Genomic DNA, 14,585 nt, shown 5'->3' with positions numbered 1-14,585 from the left:
ATTACTTGCCCTTCGGCTCGTCTTCGTCTTCGACGACCTCGGCGTCGACCACGTCGTCGTCGTTGTTCGACGTCGACTCGGTCGGCTCCCCCTGCTCGCCGGCAGGCGCCGAGGCGTCGGCCTGTGCAGAAGCATAGATGGCCTGGCCGAGCTTCTGCTGGCTCTCGTTGAGCTTGTCGAACGCCGTCTTCACGGCGGCGTCGTCCTCTCCCGCGAGAGCGGTCTTCAGCGCGTCGACGTCGGCCTGCACCTCGGTCTTGACGTCCTCCGGCAGCTTGTCGGCGTTGTCCTTGATGAGCTTGTCGGTCGAGTACGCGAGCGTCTCGGCCTGGTTGCGCACCTCGGCGGCCTCGCGGCGCGCCTTGTCTTCGGCGGCGTGCTCCTCGGCCTCACGCACCATGCGCTCGATGTCCTCCTTGGGCAGCGACGAACCGCCCGTGATGGTCATCGACTGCTCCTTGCCGGTGCCCTTGTCCTTCGCCGAGACGTGCACGATGCCGTTCGCGTCGATGTCGAAGGTGACCTCCACCTGCGGGATGCCGCGGGGGGCCGGAGCGATTCCGGTGAGCTCGAAGGTGCCCAGGTTCTTGTTGTCGCGGGTGAACTCGCGCTCGCCCTGGAACACCTGGATGGCCACCGACGGCTGGTTGTCGTCGGCGGTGGTGAAGGTCTCCGACCGCTTGGTGGGGATGGCCGTGTTGCGCTCGATGAGCTTGGTCATGATGCCGCCCTTGGTCTCGATGCCGAGAGACAGGGGGGTGACGTCGATGAGCAGGACGTCTTTGCGCTCGCCCTTCAGCACGCCGGCCTGCAGGGCGGCGCCGACGGCGACGACCTCATCCGGGTTCACGCCCTTGTTCGGGTCTTTGCCACCAGTGAGCTTCTTGACGAGCTCCACCACGGCGGGCATACGCGTCGATCCACCGACGAGCACCACGTGGGCGATGTCGTTGACCGACACGCCGGCCTCGGCGATGACGTCTTTGAAGGGCTTCTCGGTGCGGGCGAGCAGGTCGCTCGTCAGCTCCTCGAACTTCGCGCGGGTGAGGGTGGCGTCGAGGTTGGCCGGGCCGTTCTCGGTGAGCGAGAGGTAGGGCAGCGTGATGCTGGCCGACATGCCCGACGAGAGCTCCTTCTTGGCCTGCTCGGCGGCCTCCTTGAGGCGCTGCAGGGCGATCTTGTCCTTCGAGACGTCGACACCGGTGGTGTCTTTGAAGTTCTTGATCAGGTAGTCGACGATCCGCTGGTCCCAGTCGTCGCCGCCGAGGCGGTTGTCGCCCGAGGTGGAGCGCACCTGGATGGTGCTGAAGTCGTCGTCCTTGCCCACCTCGAGGAGGGAGACGTCGAAGGTACCGCCACCGAGGTCGAAGACGAGGATGAGCTCGTCCTCCTTGCCCTTGTCGAGGCCGTAGGCGAGCGCCGCCGCGGTGGGCTCGTTGATGATGCGCAGCACGTTCAGGCCCGCGATCTCGCCGGCCTCCTTCGTGGCCTGACGCTCGGAGTCGTTGAAGTACGCGGGAACGGTGATGACGGCATCCGTCACGGTGTCGCCCAGGTACGACTCGGCGTCGCGCTTGAGCTTGGCCAGGATGCGGGCCGAGATCTCCTGCGGGGTGAGCTTCTTGCCGTCGATGTCGGCCTTCCAGTCGGTGCCGATGTGGCGCTTCACGCTGGAGATGGTGCGGTCGACGTTGGTGACGGCCTGGCGCTTGGCGGTCTCGCCGACCAGCACCTCGCCGTCTTTGGTGAACGCGACGACGGAGGGCGTGGTGCGGAAGCCCTCCGCGTTGGCGATGACGGTGGGTTCTCCACCCTCGAGAACGGCGACCACCGAGTTGGTGGTTCCGAGGTCGATTCCTACTGCACGAGCCATGTGGCTGTTCTCCTTCTATCGAGATGCGTGGATCTGAAGTCTGCCGAGGCTTGAGCCTCTTGTGCTCAAGTTTTCCACTCCGCCCAACTCAGGTCAAGTCGGGGGGTTGAAACTTGAGTCTGTGTGGCTCAACTCTCAGCCCGTGCACAGTATTCCCCGTCGCGAGGCGGCGAGCGCGGGCCTCAGGCCGCGGGGCCCGCGATCAGCGTCACGTCGGCCGAGCCGGCGGTTCCGGATGCGGTGGTCCAGTTCAGCGAGACCGTCTCGCCCGGTTCCATGGCGCCCAGCACCGAGGTGAGCTCGGCGGCACCGGTGATGGGCGTGCCGTTCACGGCGGTGATGACGTCACCCGCCACGAGCCCGGCCCCCGCGGCCGGAGTGCCCTCGATCACCGAAGCGACTCCCGCACCCGACCCGGTGCCCGTCTCGGCCACCCCGATGCCGAGGAAGCCCGGGTAGCCGATCTCGATGTACTGGGTGTCGGCGCCCGCCTCGATCTGGGCGACGATGTCGAGCGCATCCGAGATGGGGATGGCGAAGCCCGTCACCTGGGCGCTGCCGGAGGAGGCGGCGGTGTCGATGCCCACCACCTCGCCCTCGGCGTCGACGAGCGGTCCGCCCGAGTCGCCCGACACGATCCGGGCGTCGACCTGGATCAGGCCGTTCAACGTCTCGCCCGAGACCCCGTACTCGCTCTGGGTGGTGATGGTCTGCTCGAGCGCGGTGACGGTTCCGGATGCGGCGACCAGGTCGCCGGTTCCCTCGGCGTTGCCGACCGCCGTCACGGCATCGCCCACGGCGACGGAGTCGGATTCGTCGAGCGACGCCGTGGTGAGCCCCGACGCGTCGGAGAGCTGCAGCACCGCGATGTCGTGCGTGGCGTCGGTTCCCACCACCGTGGCGGTGTAGCTCGCGCCGGTCGACTCCACCGTCACCTCGATGCTCGTGGAACCCTCGATGACGTGGTTGTTGGTGAGGATCATGCCATCGGAGCTCAGGATGATGCCGGTGCCGGCCGACTGAGCGCCCTGGTAGCTCAAGTCGGAGACGATGGTGACCACGCCCGCGGTCTGCGCCGCGCTGGCCGCGACGGCCGAGCTCTGGGTGCTCGTGCGGGTGCCGGTGCTGCCGGAGCCGCTGCCGGAGCCGCTGCCGTAAGGAGAGCTGCCGGTGCCCGAGCCGCGGCCGGGGAGCACCCCGGTGCCGGTCCCGCCGGTCGAGGAGCTGCCGGTGCCTGAGCCGCCGGTGGACCCGGGTACCTGCCCCCAGTCCTCGACCACGGTCGAGTGGCCGCCCAGCGCGACCTCGGCCACCGAGGTGGCGGCGTAGCTCGCCGTGTAGGCGGCGGCGCCGACCCCGAGCACCGACGCCAGACCGAAGGCCGCCGCCCCGGCGATGAGCGCCGTGCGGGTGGCGCGCCCGCGACGCGTGCGGCGCGGGCCATCCGGATGCACCTGGGTGTAGGTGACGGTGGGCTGGGCGGCGGGCTGGGTGGAGGGATTGAGGGGCTGCTGGTCGGTCATGGTGTCCTCGGTTCGCGGTCGGGAGGGGTGGAGCGGGGGTCGATGGCTCCATTCCACGCGCGTCAGCCGAATGCCCGCTTGGCTGGCCCTAAGAGCTCCCTATGACCCGTGCCGGTCGGGCCGGCATCCCGCGCGGGTCGCGGAACCGCCTGTTCACCCGTCGGCAGTACGGTGATCGCATGACCGACGGCGCCCCGCAGACCCAGTCGACCCCTGCCGCTGCGGGCGGTGCGCCCCGGCCGAAGGCCCGCCACGTGCTGGCGTGGGGCCTCTGGGACTGGGGATCGGCGTCGTTCAACGCCGTGATCACCACGTTCGTGTTCACCGTGTACCTCACCAGCGACTCGTTCGGCGACGAGACCGCCACCTCGGCGCAGCTCGGCGTGGCCATGACCATCGCCGGCGTTCTGGTGGCGGTGTTCGCCCCCATCACGGGGCAGCGCTCCGACCGGCGCGGGCGCCGCAAGCTCTGGCTGGCCGTGAACACCTACATCGTGGTGCTGCTGTCGGCGCTGATGTTCTTCGTGGCGCCGGACGCCTCGTACCTCTGGCTCGGCCTCATCCTGCTCGCCGTGGGCACGATCTTCTTCGAGTTCGCGTCGGTGAACTACAACGCCATGCTCTCCCAGGTGTCGACGCGGGCCACCGTGGGCAAGGTGTCGGGGCTCGGCTGGGGGCTCGGCTACGTGGGCGGCATCGTGCTGCTGCTGTTCGTGTACTTCGGGTTCATCGAGCCGATCGGCGGCACCGCGCTGTTCGGCGTGCCGTCGACTGACGGGCTGCCGGTTCGGGTGACGGTGCTGGTGTCGGCCATCTGGTTCGGGCTGTTCGCCCTGCCGGTGCTGCTGTCGGTGCCCGAGAACCGGCCGGTGACGGATGCGCGGGTCGCCGAGCCGCGGGTGGGCATCGTCGAGTCGTACCGAATCCTGTTCCGGCACATCCGCTCGCTCTTCCGCGAGGAGCGCCAGACGGCGTACTTCCTGATCGCGAGCGCCGTCTTCCGCGACGGCCTGACGGGCGTGTTCACCTTCGGCGGCGTGCTCGCCGCGGGCTCCTTCGGCTTCAGCCCGGGCCAGGTGATCGTGTTCGCCATCGCGGCGAACGTGGTGGCGGGGGTGTCCACCATCCTGGTGGGGCTGCTCGACGACCGCTTCGGGCCGAAACCCGTCATCGTCACGGCGCTGGTGGGGCTGATCGTGTGCGCGGCCTTCGTGTTCGGCCTGCACGACGGCGGCCAGACCGTGTTCTGGACCTTCGGGCTCGCACTCTGCGCCTTCGTGGGCCCGGCGCAGTCGGCGAGCCGGTCGTTCCTCTCCCGGCGCATCCCGGCCGGTCGCGAGGGCGAGATCTTCGGGCTCTACGCCACCACGGGGCGGGCGGCGTCGTTCCTGGCGCCGGCGATGTTCACACTGTTCATCGGCATCGGCGCCGCGGTGAGCGCGCCCGGCACCAACGTGCAGTACTGGGGCATCATCGGCATCGCGCTGGTGCTGCTGGTGGGCCTGATGCTGTTGCTGCCCGTGAAGTCCCGCGAGAAGTAGGTCGTCGGGGCCGCCCCTGCGCACCGGGGCTCAGGCGGCGCGGGTGCCGAGCCAGAGCCCCAGGGCCGCGAGCGCCACCGAGGCCACGAGCATCCCGAAGCCGTTCAGCACGGCGGCGGTGACCCGGCCGCCCTGCAGCAGCCGCACGGTCTCGAAACTGGCGGTGCTGAAGGTGGTGTATCCGCCGAGCAGTCCGGTGCCGAGCACGAGTTGCCACTCGGGCGACACGAGCTGCGCCAGCGCCAGCCCGGTCACCAGCCCGAGCAGGAACGACCCGGTCACGTTGATGACCGTCACCCCCACCGGGTAGCTCGACCGGATGCGCGCCCGCACCACGCCGTCCACCACGAAACGCAGCGCCGAACCCGCTCCGCCGGCCGCCGCCACCGCCACGAACAGCAGCGGGGTCACGAGCGGCCGTCCTGGGCGTCGGTGTCGGGGTCGATCGGCAAGGCGCCGGCACCGGCACCGGATGAGCGCCGGCCCCCGAGAAGGATGCCCGCCCAGCTGGCCAGCCCGCCGAGCACCACGGTGGCGACGCCGTAGGCAAGCGCCAGTGCGAGGCCACCGGAGGAGAGCAGCACCGCGCTGTCGGCCGACAGCGCACTGTAGGTGGTGAACCCGCCGAGCACACCGGTGCCCACGAGCAGTCGCAGCTGCCGGCGCCGGCCGGTGTCGTCTCCGCGCGCCACGAGCGCTTGCAGCAGCAGACCGAGCACGAAGGCGCCCACCAGGTTGATGCCGAAGATCGCCACGGGAAAACCGCCCACCGGATGCACGACCAGCGTGATGCCCGCCCGGACAGCCGTACCGAACGCACCGCCCACCGCGACGAGCGCGATCGGGCCCGCACGCAGATGATCGGGTCGGGTCGATGCGGTCACAGGGCTCAGGGTAGCCCCGACCGCCGAGAGTTCTCCCGACGGTCGGAGCGTCGCGCGCCGACTGGGGTTACGACGCGTCGGAACCCTGCGCACCGCCGCGGCGGCGCAGCACGAGCAGCACCACCACGGCCACCACGATCAGCACGAGCACCGCCGAGCCGAGCCCGACGAGCACCAACGGGGCCGCCGAGGCGCTGCCGGAACCGGCGGCCGGGGTGGGGCTGGCCGGAGTGGAGGCGGCCGACTCCGTGGCCGGGTCACCGCCCGATCCGGTCGTCGCGGTGGGGCTCGGCGTCATGGTGACGGTCGGCGTGACCGCCGGCACGTCAGTGGGCGCAGCGGCAGCCACCGGGCCTTCGTAGTCGAAGGTGTACTCCCCCGACACCGGATGCCCGTCGGAGGACACCGTCTGCCAGATGACCGTGTGTGTTCCCACGGCCGTCGGCGCCACCGCGATGCTCAGGGTGCTGTCGACGATCGACACGTCGCCCGATGCCACGTTCGCTCCCGAGGCGTCGTGCACCTCGATGGCGATCCCCGCCCCGAGCTCGGTGAGCGGCGGCTCGTTGAAGGTGAGCGACACCTCGCTGAGGGAGTCGCTCACCACCGCGTCGGCCGCCGGGTTCGTCGAGACGAGGAAGTCGTGGGCGGATGCGGCCGACCCTCCGGCCAGCGCGCCCCCGAGACCGAGTCCCGCCGCGAGCACCACGGCGGCGAGCACGCGGCCCACCTGGCGGGTGCCGTTCTGCCGAGAACCCTTCATCGGGCGTCGCTCCCGCTCGGGCGCCGGCGCACGAACGCGAGCGACGCGAGCACCAGGGCGACCGCCCCGAGTGCGAAGCCCCCGATGCCGAAGCCGAGCCCGAGCGCACCCGAGACGTCGTCGCCCGAGGACGAGGACGAGGACGCGGACGCGCTTGCGGCGTCGCCCGACGCCGACCCCGAGCTGGCCGCGGTGTCACCGGCGGCCGCCGTCATCGAGCCGTGCTCGTCGGCCGGAGGCGCATCCGTCACGTACAGGGTGGGAGCGGGATGCTCGGGCTCGGTGCCGTCGGCGGGCGTCGGTTCGTTCCAGTCGACCACGGAGCCGTCGGAGTAGCCCTGGTGCGCGGGCAGCTCGATGCTGCCGGTGTCGGGAACGGGGCCGACGGAGATGGGGAAGAGCTGGAACTCGCCGTCGCCCACGCCGCTGCCGGTCGCGGTCCAGGTGACCGACACCGGGGCCTCGGTGATGGTGGCGTCGCCCACGGTGATCGGCTCGGGCAGGGCGGCCCGCTGAACCGTGGTGGTCCATCCCGGTACGGGCTGATAGCTCACGCTGGTGAACGGGGTGTCGGTGGGCAGGTCGACGGTGAGCGAGGTGGTGCTGGCCGTTGCCGACTCGTTGGGCACCTTGAAGGTGAGGGTGGTGTAGCTGCCGGGCGTCGCCTGGCCAGGGTCGACGCGCACGTGGGCGTTCGCGGCGAGGGGTGCGGCGAGCACGAGAGCGGCTCCGCCGAGCACGGCGAGCGCGGTGCCCAGCGTGCGGGCGCGGCGGAAAGAGGGGTTGGTGGAGGTCATTGGTCCGATTCCTGTCGGTCGTCAGTTGAAGGGGTATGGGTGCGGAGGCGCGCGTCCGCTCCCCCCCACGCCTTCAGGGCGACAGGATCAGGGAGTCGGATGCGCGGCGATCAGCCGCGGCGGCCCCCGGTGCCCGAGGCTGCCGAGAGCGAGCATCCACTCGCGGATGACCGGGGCGACCCGCTCGCCGAAGACCCGGCGGCGGTGACGCGCAGATGAATTCTCGACGACCTGCACGGTACCGATCAGCGACAGCGTCGCGATCGATCGACGGATGAGCCGGCCGAGCGACACCTCCAGCCGGGTGCGGCTGAGCGCCAGCAGCCGGCGAAGCACGAGCTCGCCGCGAGCGAGCAGCGCGATCGTCACCACGGCGGCCACGGCGTGCGAGATCCACATCAGGCCCGCGAGGTGGGAGTGGGAGGCGACGGTGGCGAGTTGATCGGCCGAGCCGGTGACCGCATCCGGAACCAGGGTGGTGAGCGAGTGACCCTGGTGATGCTGAACGGCCACGGTGAGCCCCGACCCCTCACCCGAGCCGACCTCGAAGAGCAGGTGGAAGGCGAATTGGCTGATCAGCACTGCGCCGGCCAACCGCGGTACCGACAGGGTGCGGCCGCTCAGGCCGATGCAGACCAGGGCCGAGAACGCGAGGGCGAGAGCTGCGCCCGCCTGTCCGGGTGCGCCGCCGCCCGCCACGACGTGCGAGAACGCGGCCAGGAACACGGCGACGGCGGCAGCCGAGAGGCCACGAACGACGCGCGTCGTCCTGCTGCTCATCGGCCTGTCTCCCGCTTGTCTCTCCCGCGCGAGGGTCGCGCCACCAGGTCAATGGTAGGCGACGCGACAACGCCTTCCGGATAACCACTTGACTTAACATCTGACAGACGAGAAGTTAGACGAACTAGATACTTGACAGGAAAAAGTGCGGTTGTCAACCCCCCTCGACCCCATTAGGGGGCACATGCATCGCGGGGATAGCCTGCCGATACCACCAGGAAAGTCCAGTGCGACACGCACGATCACGAGCTGTAGCGCTGCACGTGGAGTAGTCGAAGGAGATACGGAGATGAACATGTCACGCTCACCAGTCACGACCACACCAGAGCTCGACGAGTCCGAGCCACGCGCTCGACTCACCGACATCCGTGGAGCGTCAGAAGACCCCGTGAAGGACTACCTCCGGCAGATCGGGCGCACCGCCCTCCTCACCGCCGAGGACGAGGTCGACCTCGGCCGCCGCATCGAGGTGGGCGTTCTCGCCGACGCCAAGCTCGCCGAGAACCCGCTGCTGGATGCGGGCTACAAGCGGGAGCTGCAGTGGCTCGCCCGTGACGGCCAGGCGGCGAAGCGTCAGCTCATCCAGGCGAACCTGCGCCTCGTGGTGTCGATCGCGAAGCGCTACCTCGAGCGTGGACTGCCCTTCCTCGACCTGATCCAGGAAGGCAACATCGGCCTCGTGCGTGCGGTCGAGAAGTTCGACTACCAGGCCGGCTTCAAGTTCTCGACGTACGGCTCCTGGTGGATCAAGCAGTCCATCAACCGCGCGCTGGCCGACAGCGGACGCATCATCCGCATCCCCGTGCACACCTCGGAGAAGATCTCCTCGATCACCCGTATGCAGCGCCGGCTGATGATCGAGCTCGGCCGCGAGCCCTCCATCGACGAGGTGGCCGCGGCAGTCGACCTGCCGCCCGCCAAGGTGCAGGAGCTCATCCGCCACGGTCGCGACACCGTCTCCATCCACACGCCGGTGGGCGACGACGACGCCGAGCTCGGCGACCTGATCGAAGACACCACCCAGGCTCAGCCGTTCGACGCCGCTGCTGCGTCGCTGCAGCACCACGACCTGTCGGTGGCGCTCGCCACGCTGCCCCCTCGCGAGGCCCGCGTGGTGTGCATGCGCTTCGGGCTCGACGGTGAAGACCCGATGTCGTTCGACCAGATCGGCGACGTGCTCGGGGTGTCCCGCGAGCGTGCGCGTCAGATCCAGCGCCGGGCGCTCGGAATGCTGCGCGACGAGTCGCTGCACGACTACCTGATCGCCTGATCGGTTCTCCGCTCTCCTTCCTTCCTGGTCTGAACGCCCGCCCCTTCGGGGGCGGGCGTTCTGTCGTTTCCGGATCGGCTCCCTCCTCCGGAGGTCGGTGCCCTGGTCGCGCTCGACTACTGAAGGGCACTACTGAGACGACTACTGAGGCCGCACTGAGATCAACACCGGTAGCACAATCGGGAGCGCGAGCTCCTTGACGGCGTGCCGTCGGCGGAGAAAGTTGGTCTCCAACCAGCTTCAGCGACCCCGGCCGACGGTCGGAGCCAGCTGATGACCAAAGCCAGCCGACAGTCGAAGACAGCCGACGAATGAAGCCAGGGGAGGTGGGTGCAATGGAGTCCGCCGACGAGCGATCCACGCACACCTCCCAGTCCCGCGCCCTCCGGATCGGGCTCGGCGCCGCCGGGCTCGCCGGAGCCTGGGTCGCGGCCGGACTCCTCTTCGGCGCAGGCACCGCCTCTGCCGGCGAGGCGCCGCAACCGTCGTCGGATGCCTCGTCGGATGCCTCGCTGCTCGGATCGACCACTGACCTGCTCGGTTCGGCCGCTGACACCGTGGGATCGCTGGGCGGCGCGGCGGCGGATGCCGTGGCGAGCACGGTCGACGTCGCCACCTCGGTGGTCGACCCCACGGTTCCGGCCGCAGCGGCGCCCGTGACGGAGGCAGTGCTGCCGCCGGTCGCCGACGTCGTGCAGACCGTGACGGAGAGCGCCGTCGCCCCGGTGGGCGACGTGCTCCCAGCTCCCGTCACCGAGCCCGTGGCTGCCGTCGTCGACACTGCAGCCGGAGCCGTTCCCGTGGTCGTCGACATCGTTCCGGCCGTGACCACCGATCTGGCCGGCGCTGTCGACGGCGCTCTCGGCTCGGCTTCGGTGAGCTCGGTCGTCGAGCCGGTCGCCGGCGCTGTCGACGGCGTGGTGGGTGGCCTGACCGTTCTCGCTCCGGCACTCGGCGACTCGCCTGTGGGCGGCCTGACCGGTCCGGTCGCCGGTGCCGTCGATGAAGCCCTCGGTTCGGTCGGCGACGCGGTAGCCGACGTGGCCCCCGTGGTCGACACGGTGACGGATGGTGTGATCGCCCCCGTGGTTCCCGTCGTCACGGGCGTCGGCGATGGTGTGGCGGGCGGTACCGACGGAGGCTCTGGGCTTCCCGTTCCCGGCCTGCCGACGCTTCCGCAGCCCGCCCTCCCGGCACCCGGCGGTGCCGGTGACGACTCCGCCCCGGCCGGTGCGACCCTCCCCGGCGATGCGGTGGGCAGCCCTCGAGGCGACACGTCGTCGCTGCGCGCAGCAGACGTCGCCACGAGCGCGGCCGGTGCCGGATACTGGCCGCTCGCCTTCTCGTCGGAGACCGGGTCGGGCGCGGGTTCGGCTGACGTCTCCGCCGGGGAAACCGGTGCACCGGCATCCGTCGCCACCCCCTCGGACTCGCCTCTCGGCCACGCCCCCGGTGCACCCGCACCGTTCGGCGGCGTCGGCGGCGCCCTTCCCGCCCCCTCCTCGAGCTCCTCTGGGAGCGCAGGCTCTGCCGGGGGCGGTGCGGCACTGGGCTCGGACCTCACCGACGCGGCGTTCTCCGCGACGGTCGCGACCGCTCTTTGCGGCCTGGCGGCAGACGATGATCTGCCCGGCTCCCCGGTGTTCGACACCGACATCTCTCCTGACTGAGTGAACCCCTCCCGCACGGTGCGGGCACGGTTCGACGTCTCCCCTGCTCGGGGAGCGCATTCACTCATTCAAATTGTGGAGAGGTTTTCTCATGAACACGTTCGTATCCCGAGGACTGTGGACAGTTCTCGTGACCGGTGGCCTGTGTGTCATCGGTGCCGGCGTCGCGAACGCCGCAGAAACAGACGGCAGCGACGCGATCGCCGCCGGCAACCAGGCCATCGTGCAGGTCGATCTTCCGATCGATCTGTCGGGCAACGGCATCTCGATCGTCGGCGACTCGTCGTCGTCGGGTTCGTCGACCTCGGCTCCGGCCGAGTCGGCGGCTCCGGTGGCGGTGTCGACGGATGGCGCCGATTCGCTGCTGGGCGGCAACCAGGCGGTGATCGATGTCGACATCCCCATCACGGTGGGCGGCAACGGCGTCTCCGTCATCGGCGACTCGTCGTCGACGGGTTCCGAGTCGGAGACGACGGATGCACCGGCCCCGGCTCCGGCTCCGGCGGAGACCTCGGGCGAAGAGAGCGTCGCCGGCGGCAACCAGATTCCGATCGACGTCGACGTGCCGATCACCATCGGCGGCAACGGCATCTCGGTGATCGGCGATTCGTCGTCGACGGGATCGTCGACCGCAACGACCGACGGCGGCTCGTCGGCGGCCGACGGCGGAACCACCTCGGGTGACGACAGCATCGCGGGCGGCAACCAGCTGCCCATCGATGTGTCGGCCCCGGTGACCATCGGCGGCAACGGCATCGCCGTGATCGGCGACGCCAGCTCTGACGGATCCGACGTCACCACCGGCACCGGCAGCCCGGCGGGCACCACGCCCACCGGCACCGGCACCGGCACGCCGGAGACCGACGGCTCCGACAGCGTTCTGGGTGGCAATCAGATCGCCCCGGTCATCGGAGTCCCGATCACCGTCGGTGGCAACGGCATCGCGGTCATCGGCGACGCGGAGTCCAGCGACTCCGACGTCACCACCGGAACCGCGGGCGGCTCGGTCGGCGCACCGGAGACGGACGGCTCCGGCTCCATCGCCGGTGGCAACCAGGTCATCCCGGTGATCGGCGTCCCCGTCACGGCCGGCGGCAACGGAATCACGGTCATCGGTGACGCCACCTCCGACGGATCCGACATCACCGGCACCACCGGCACCACCGGAACCGGCGCACCGGCCACCACAGACGGATCCGACGGCATCGCCGGTGGCAACCAGGTCATCCCGGTGATCGGCGTCCCCGTCACGGCCGGCGGCAACGGAATCACGGTCATCGGTGACGCCGAGTCGACCGACTCCGACGTCACCACCGGCACCGGCGGCACGATCGGCGGCCCGGTGACCGACGGAGGCGACTCCGTCGGCGGCGGCAACCAGGTCATCCCGGTGATCGGCCTCCCGATCACCGTCGGTGGCAACGCGGTCTGCGTGATCGGCGACTGCACCACGGATGGCTCCGACACCACGGTGACCCCCGGCACGCCCGGCACCCCCGGCACCCCGGGAACGCCCGGAACCCCCGGCACCCCGGGAACGCCCGGAACCCCCGGCACCCCGGGAACGCCCGGCACCCCGGCTGATCCCGGAGCCCCGGCGACGCCCGGCACCGGCACCACCACCCCCGGCACCACCGTGGTGGCCGGCTCCACCCGCACCGCAGTCGGTGCCGGAAGCGTCACCGCTGACGGCACGCTGGCCCTCACGGGAGCGACCCCGCTTCCGCTGATCGCCGGGCTCGCACTGCTGCTGCTGGCGGGCCTCGCCCTGAGCCTGATCGCCCGCCGATCGGCTCGCACCGAGTGACCACCGGATAGGCACCGAGCAGGAACCCCATCGGTACCTGCTCACCTCGGAACACCCGGCACAGAAGCTGAGCGGGGCGCCCCACCACGGTGCCCCGCTTCGGCCTGCCCACGGAGCGCCCGAGGTAGGCCTGCCGAGACCGAACGCGAGATACACCGCCGCACCGCTGCGCGGCCTGAGCTCGCCGACGTGATCAGATGGCGTTCGCGGGCAGTTGGTCCGGTGCCCGAGCGGAATCTGGCCCCACCTAGAAGGGTGGGGTGTCGGGGAGGGGTCGGCTGATTCCCGGGATGCGCGTCGACCGCTGTGAAGCAGGTGCCTCTCGGCGGCCAGGTGCGTGCGCCGTGGGCGCCGAGGCATGGGTGAGCAGCTGGTCGGGTGGTGTGGTGGTGTGGCGGGCACCGGAGGGTGACGTCCAGTGCAACGCTCGGCCCTCCCCGCCGGTGACTTGCCAGTCGGTTTGGTGTTTCAGCGTGTGATGCCTTCGGCATAGCGCGGCGAGGTTGTCCAGGCTGGTGTGACCACCGTTGGCCCAATCGACGGTGTGGTCCAGATCGCATCGGGCGGCGTCTCGGGTGCAGCCCGGAAACCGGCAGGTCTGGTCATCCATGATCACCGCCGCACGAAGATCGGCCGGGACTTTGTAGCGTTCCCGGCCGACCGTGAATCGGGTGCCGGTGGCCGGGTCGGTCAGGATCCGCAGAACCGACGGCGCCCCGGCGACCAGGCGGCGGGCGGTGTCGGTATCGATCGGCCCATACCCCTGCAGCTCCCCCGCCTCATCCGAGCGACCCAGGAGGGTGAGGACGGGGACGGTGACGGCGATGTTCGCCGTGATCCCCCGGGCTCGGGTGGCGGTTTCGCCGTCCCGATCCAGGAGGAGGTCGGTGAGGCTGTCGGCGCGGAGCTGCGCGTGAGTGCGGGCTTCGTCGGGTGCGCGAAGCGACCGGGCGAGCTGGTCCAACGTGTCGTCGATCGCGAGTGCTGACACGGCGGGCAGGTGACACACCAGCGTGGCCATGCCGTCGAGTTCCTTCTCCACCCACACGCCCCGTTCGTCTCGGGCTTCGCGGTGGCGGGTATCGATCGAGTCCGGATGCATCCTCTCCCGCAGGTTCCGGGCATGGGTGGACAGTTGGGTGGGGGTCTGGGACTCCGCGTTCACCAGGGCAATAGTTTCGAACTCGGCGCGAGCCTCTTCGGGGAGGGTGCGGGCCTGCCGCACCACCGCCTGCGCATGCCGATACGTGATCTCACCCCGCCCCAACGCCTCGAGGGTGGCGGGCAGGAAGTCGCACAGCATCTCCGCGTCATCGATTCGCTGCGCGGCGGTGCGTTCCGGAATGCGCAACGTGGTTGCGACCTCCGCGACCAACGACCGACGCGCATGCTGCAACGACCCACCCGGCAACCCGGCGACCCAGTTCGCTTTCCGTGCCGCCGCCGCCAACCGAACCACCGCCCGCGCATCCAACATCGCCTGCTCGCGTTGGATGATCGCGACCTCGTCCGCATCCGCTCCGATGCCGCGCAGCATCGACTCCCGAGTCCCACCAGCGGTGGGATCGGACGGAACGGGGGTGAAAGCAACAGACTGGTTCATGAGCGTGCCTCAATTGTATCGCAGCGGCACCCGAGAATCAATCAAAACACCAGATCAGACAATGATTCTCCGTC

At 70.2% G+C, this 14,585-nt stretch carries 12 protein-coding genes; 4 read left to right on the top strand and 8 right to left on the bottom strand.

Annotation, left to right across the window (positions count from 1 at the left end; translation table 11 throughout):
* Position 1: 1 nt before the first annotated feature.
* Positions 2 to 1,873: a molecular chaperone DnaK gene (gene dnaK / locus ACEXOR_RS16085; protein ID WP_374850738.1), complete on the bottom strand. Its 1,872-nt coding sequence runs from the start codon at positions 1,871 to 1,873 to the stop codon at positions 2 to 4.
* A 182-nt stretch (positions 1,874 to 2,055) separates the two neighbouring features.
* On the bottom strand, positions 2,056 to 3,396 hold the full coding sequence (locus ACEXOR_RS16080; RefSeq protein ID WP_374850737.1) for a S1C family serine protease: 1,341 nt from the start codon (positions 3,394 to 3,396) through the stop codon (positions 2,056 to 2,058).
* A 179-nt stretch (positions 3,397 to 3,575) separates the two neighbouring features.
* On the opposite strand from ACEXOR_RS16080, the gene ACEXOR_RS16075 reads away from it, so the two are divergent.
* Complete coding sequence (locus ACEXOR_RS16075; RefSeq protein ID WP_374850779.1) at positions 3,576 to 4,937, top strand: MFS transporter; 1,362 nt, start codon at positions 3,576 to 3,578, stop codon at positions 4,935 to 4,937.
* 30 nt (positions 4,938 to 4,967) lie between these two features.
* On the opposite strand, the gene crcB is transcribed toward ACEXOR_RS16075, so the two are convergent.
* The 5 genes from crcB to ACEXOR_RS16050 form a co-directional block, all read right to left on the bottom strand.
* Complete coding sequence (gene crcB / locus ACEXOR_RS16070) at positions 4,968 to 5,348, bottom strand: fluoride efflux transporter CrcB (protein WP_374850736.1); 381 nt, start codon at positions 5,346 to 5,348, stop codon at positions 4,968 to 4,970.
* Positions 5,345 to 5,821 carry a fluoride efflux transporter FluC gene (locus ACEXOR_RS16065; RefSeq protein ID WP_374850735.1) on the bottom strand — a complete coding sequence of 159 codons (477 nt, stop codon included), beginning with the start codon at positions 5,819 to 5,821 and terminating at the stop codon, positions 5,345 to 5,347. Before ACEXOR_RS16065 ends, crcB begins: the two co-directional genes overlap by 4 nt.
* A 67-nt stretch (positions 5,822 to 5,888) precedes the next feature.
* A complete protein-coding gene (locus ACEXOR_RS16060) occupies positions 5,889 to 6,584 on the bottom strand; it encodes a copper resistance CopC family protein (RefSeq protein WP_374850734.1) in 696 nt (231 codons plus the stop codon).
* Positions 6,581 to 7,381: a YcnI family copper-binding membrane protein gene (locus ACEXOR_RS16055; RefSeq protein WP_374850732.1), complete on the bottom strand. Its 801-nt coding sequence runs from the start codon at positions 7,379 to 7,381 to the stop codon at positions 6,581 to 6,583. The genes ACEXOR_RS16060 and ACEXOR_RS16055 overlap by 4 nt, the downstream gene beginning before the upstream one ends.
* A gap of 87 nt (positions 7,382 to 7,468) precedes the next feature.
* A complete protein-coding gene (locus tag ACEXOR_RS16050) occupies positions 7,469 to 8,161 on the bottom strand; it encodes a hypothetical protein (RefSeq protein ID WP_374850731.1) in 693 nt (230 codons plus the stop codon).
* A 295-nt stretch (positions 8,162 to 8,456) separates the two neighbouring features.
* Here ACEXOR_RS16050 and ACEXOR_RS16045 point away from each other — a divergent pair, with 295 nt between their 5' ends.
* The 3 genes from ACEXOR_RS16045 to ACEXOR_RS16035 all read left to right on the top strand — a co-directional run bounded on the left by ACEXOR_RS16045 (position 8,457) and on the right by ACEXOR_RS16035 (position 12,908).
* Positions 8,457 to 9,431, top strand: a complete 975-nt coding sequence (locus ACEXOR_RS16045) for a sigma-70 family RNA polymerase sigma factor (protein WP_374850729.1) — start codon at positions 8,457 to 8,459, stop codon at positions 9,429 to 9,431.
* 335 nt (positions 9,432 to 9,766) lie between these two features.
* Positions 9,767 to 11,101 (top strand): hypothetical protein, encoded by a 1,335-nt coding sequence (locus ACEXOR_RS16040; RefSeq protein WP_374850728.1) that lies wholly within the window; start codon positions 9,767 to 9,769, stop codon positions 11,099 to 11,101.
* Between the two features lie 91 nt (positions 11,102 to 11,192).
* Positions 11,193 to 12,908 (top strand): beta strand repeat-containing protein, encoded by a 1,716-nt coding sequence (locus tag ACEXOR_RS16035; RefSeq protein WP_374850727.1) that lies wholly within the window; start codon positions 11,193 to 11,195, stop codon positions 12,906 to 12,908.
* A 247-nt stretch (positions 12,909 to 13,155) separates the two neighbouring features.
* Here ACEXOR_RS16035 and ACEXOR_RS16030 read toward each other — a convergent pair whose 3' ends face one another.
* On the bottom strand, positions 13,156 to 14,511 hold the full coding sequence (locus tag ACEXOR_RS16030; RefSeq protein ID WP_374850726.1) for an HNH endonuclease signature motif containing protein: 1,356 nt from the start codon (positions 14,509 to 14,511) through the stop codon (positions 13,156 to 13,158).
* Between the last annotated feature and the right edge of the window lie 74 nt (positions 14,512 to 14,585).

This window comes from Herbiconiux liangxiaofengii, from assembly GCF_041927335.1.
GTDB classification, from domain to species: Bacteria; Actinomycetota; Actinomycetes; order Actinomycetales; family Microbacteriaceae; genus Herbiconiux; species Herbiconiux liangxiaofengii.
This window is presented reverse-complemented; position numbering and strand designations above follow the sequence as displayed.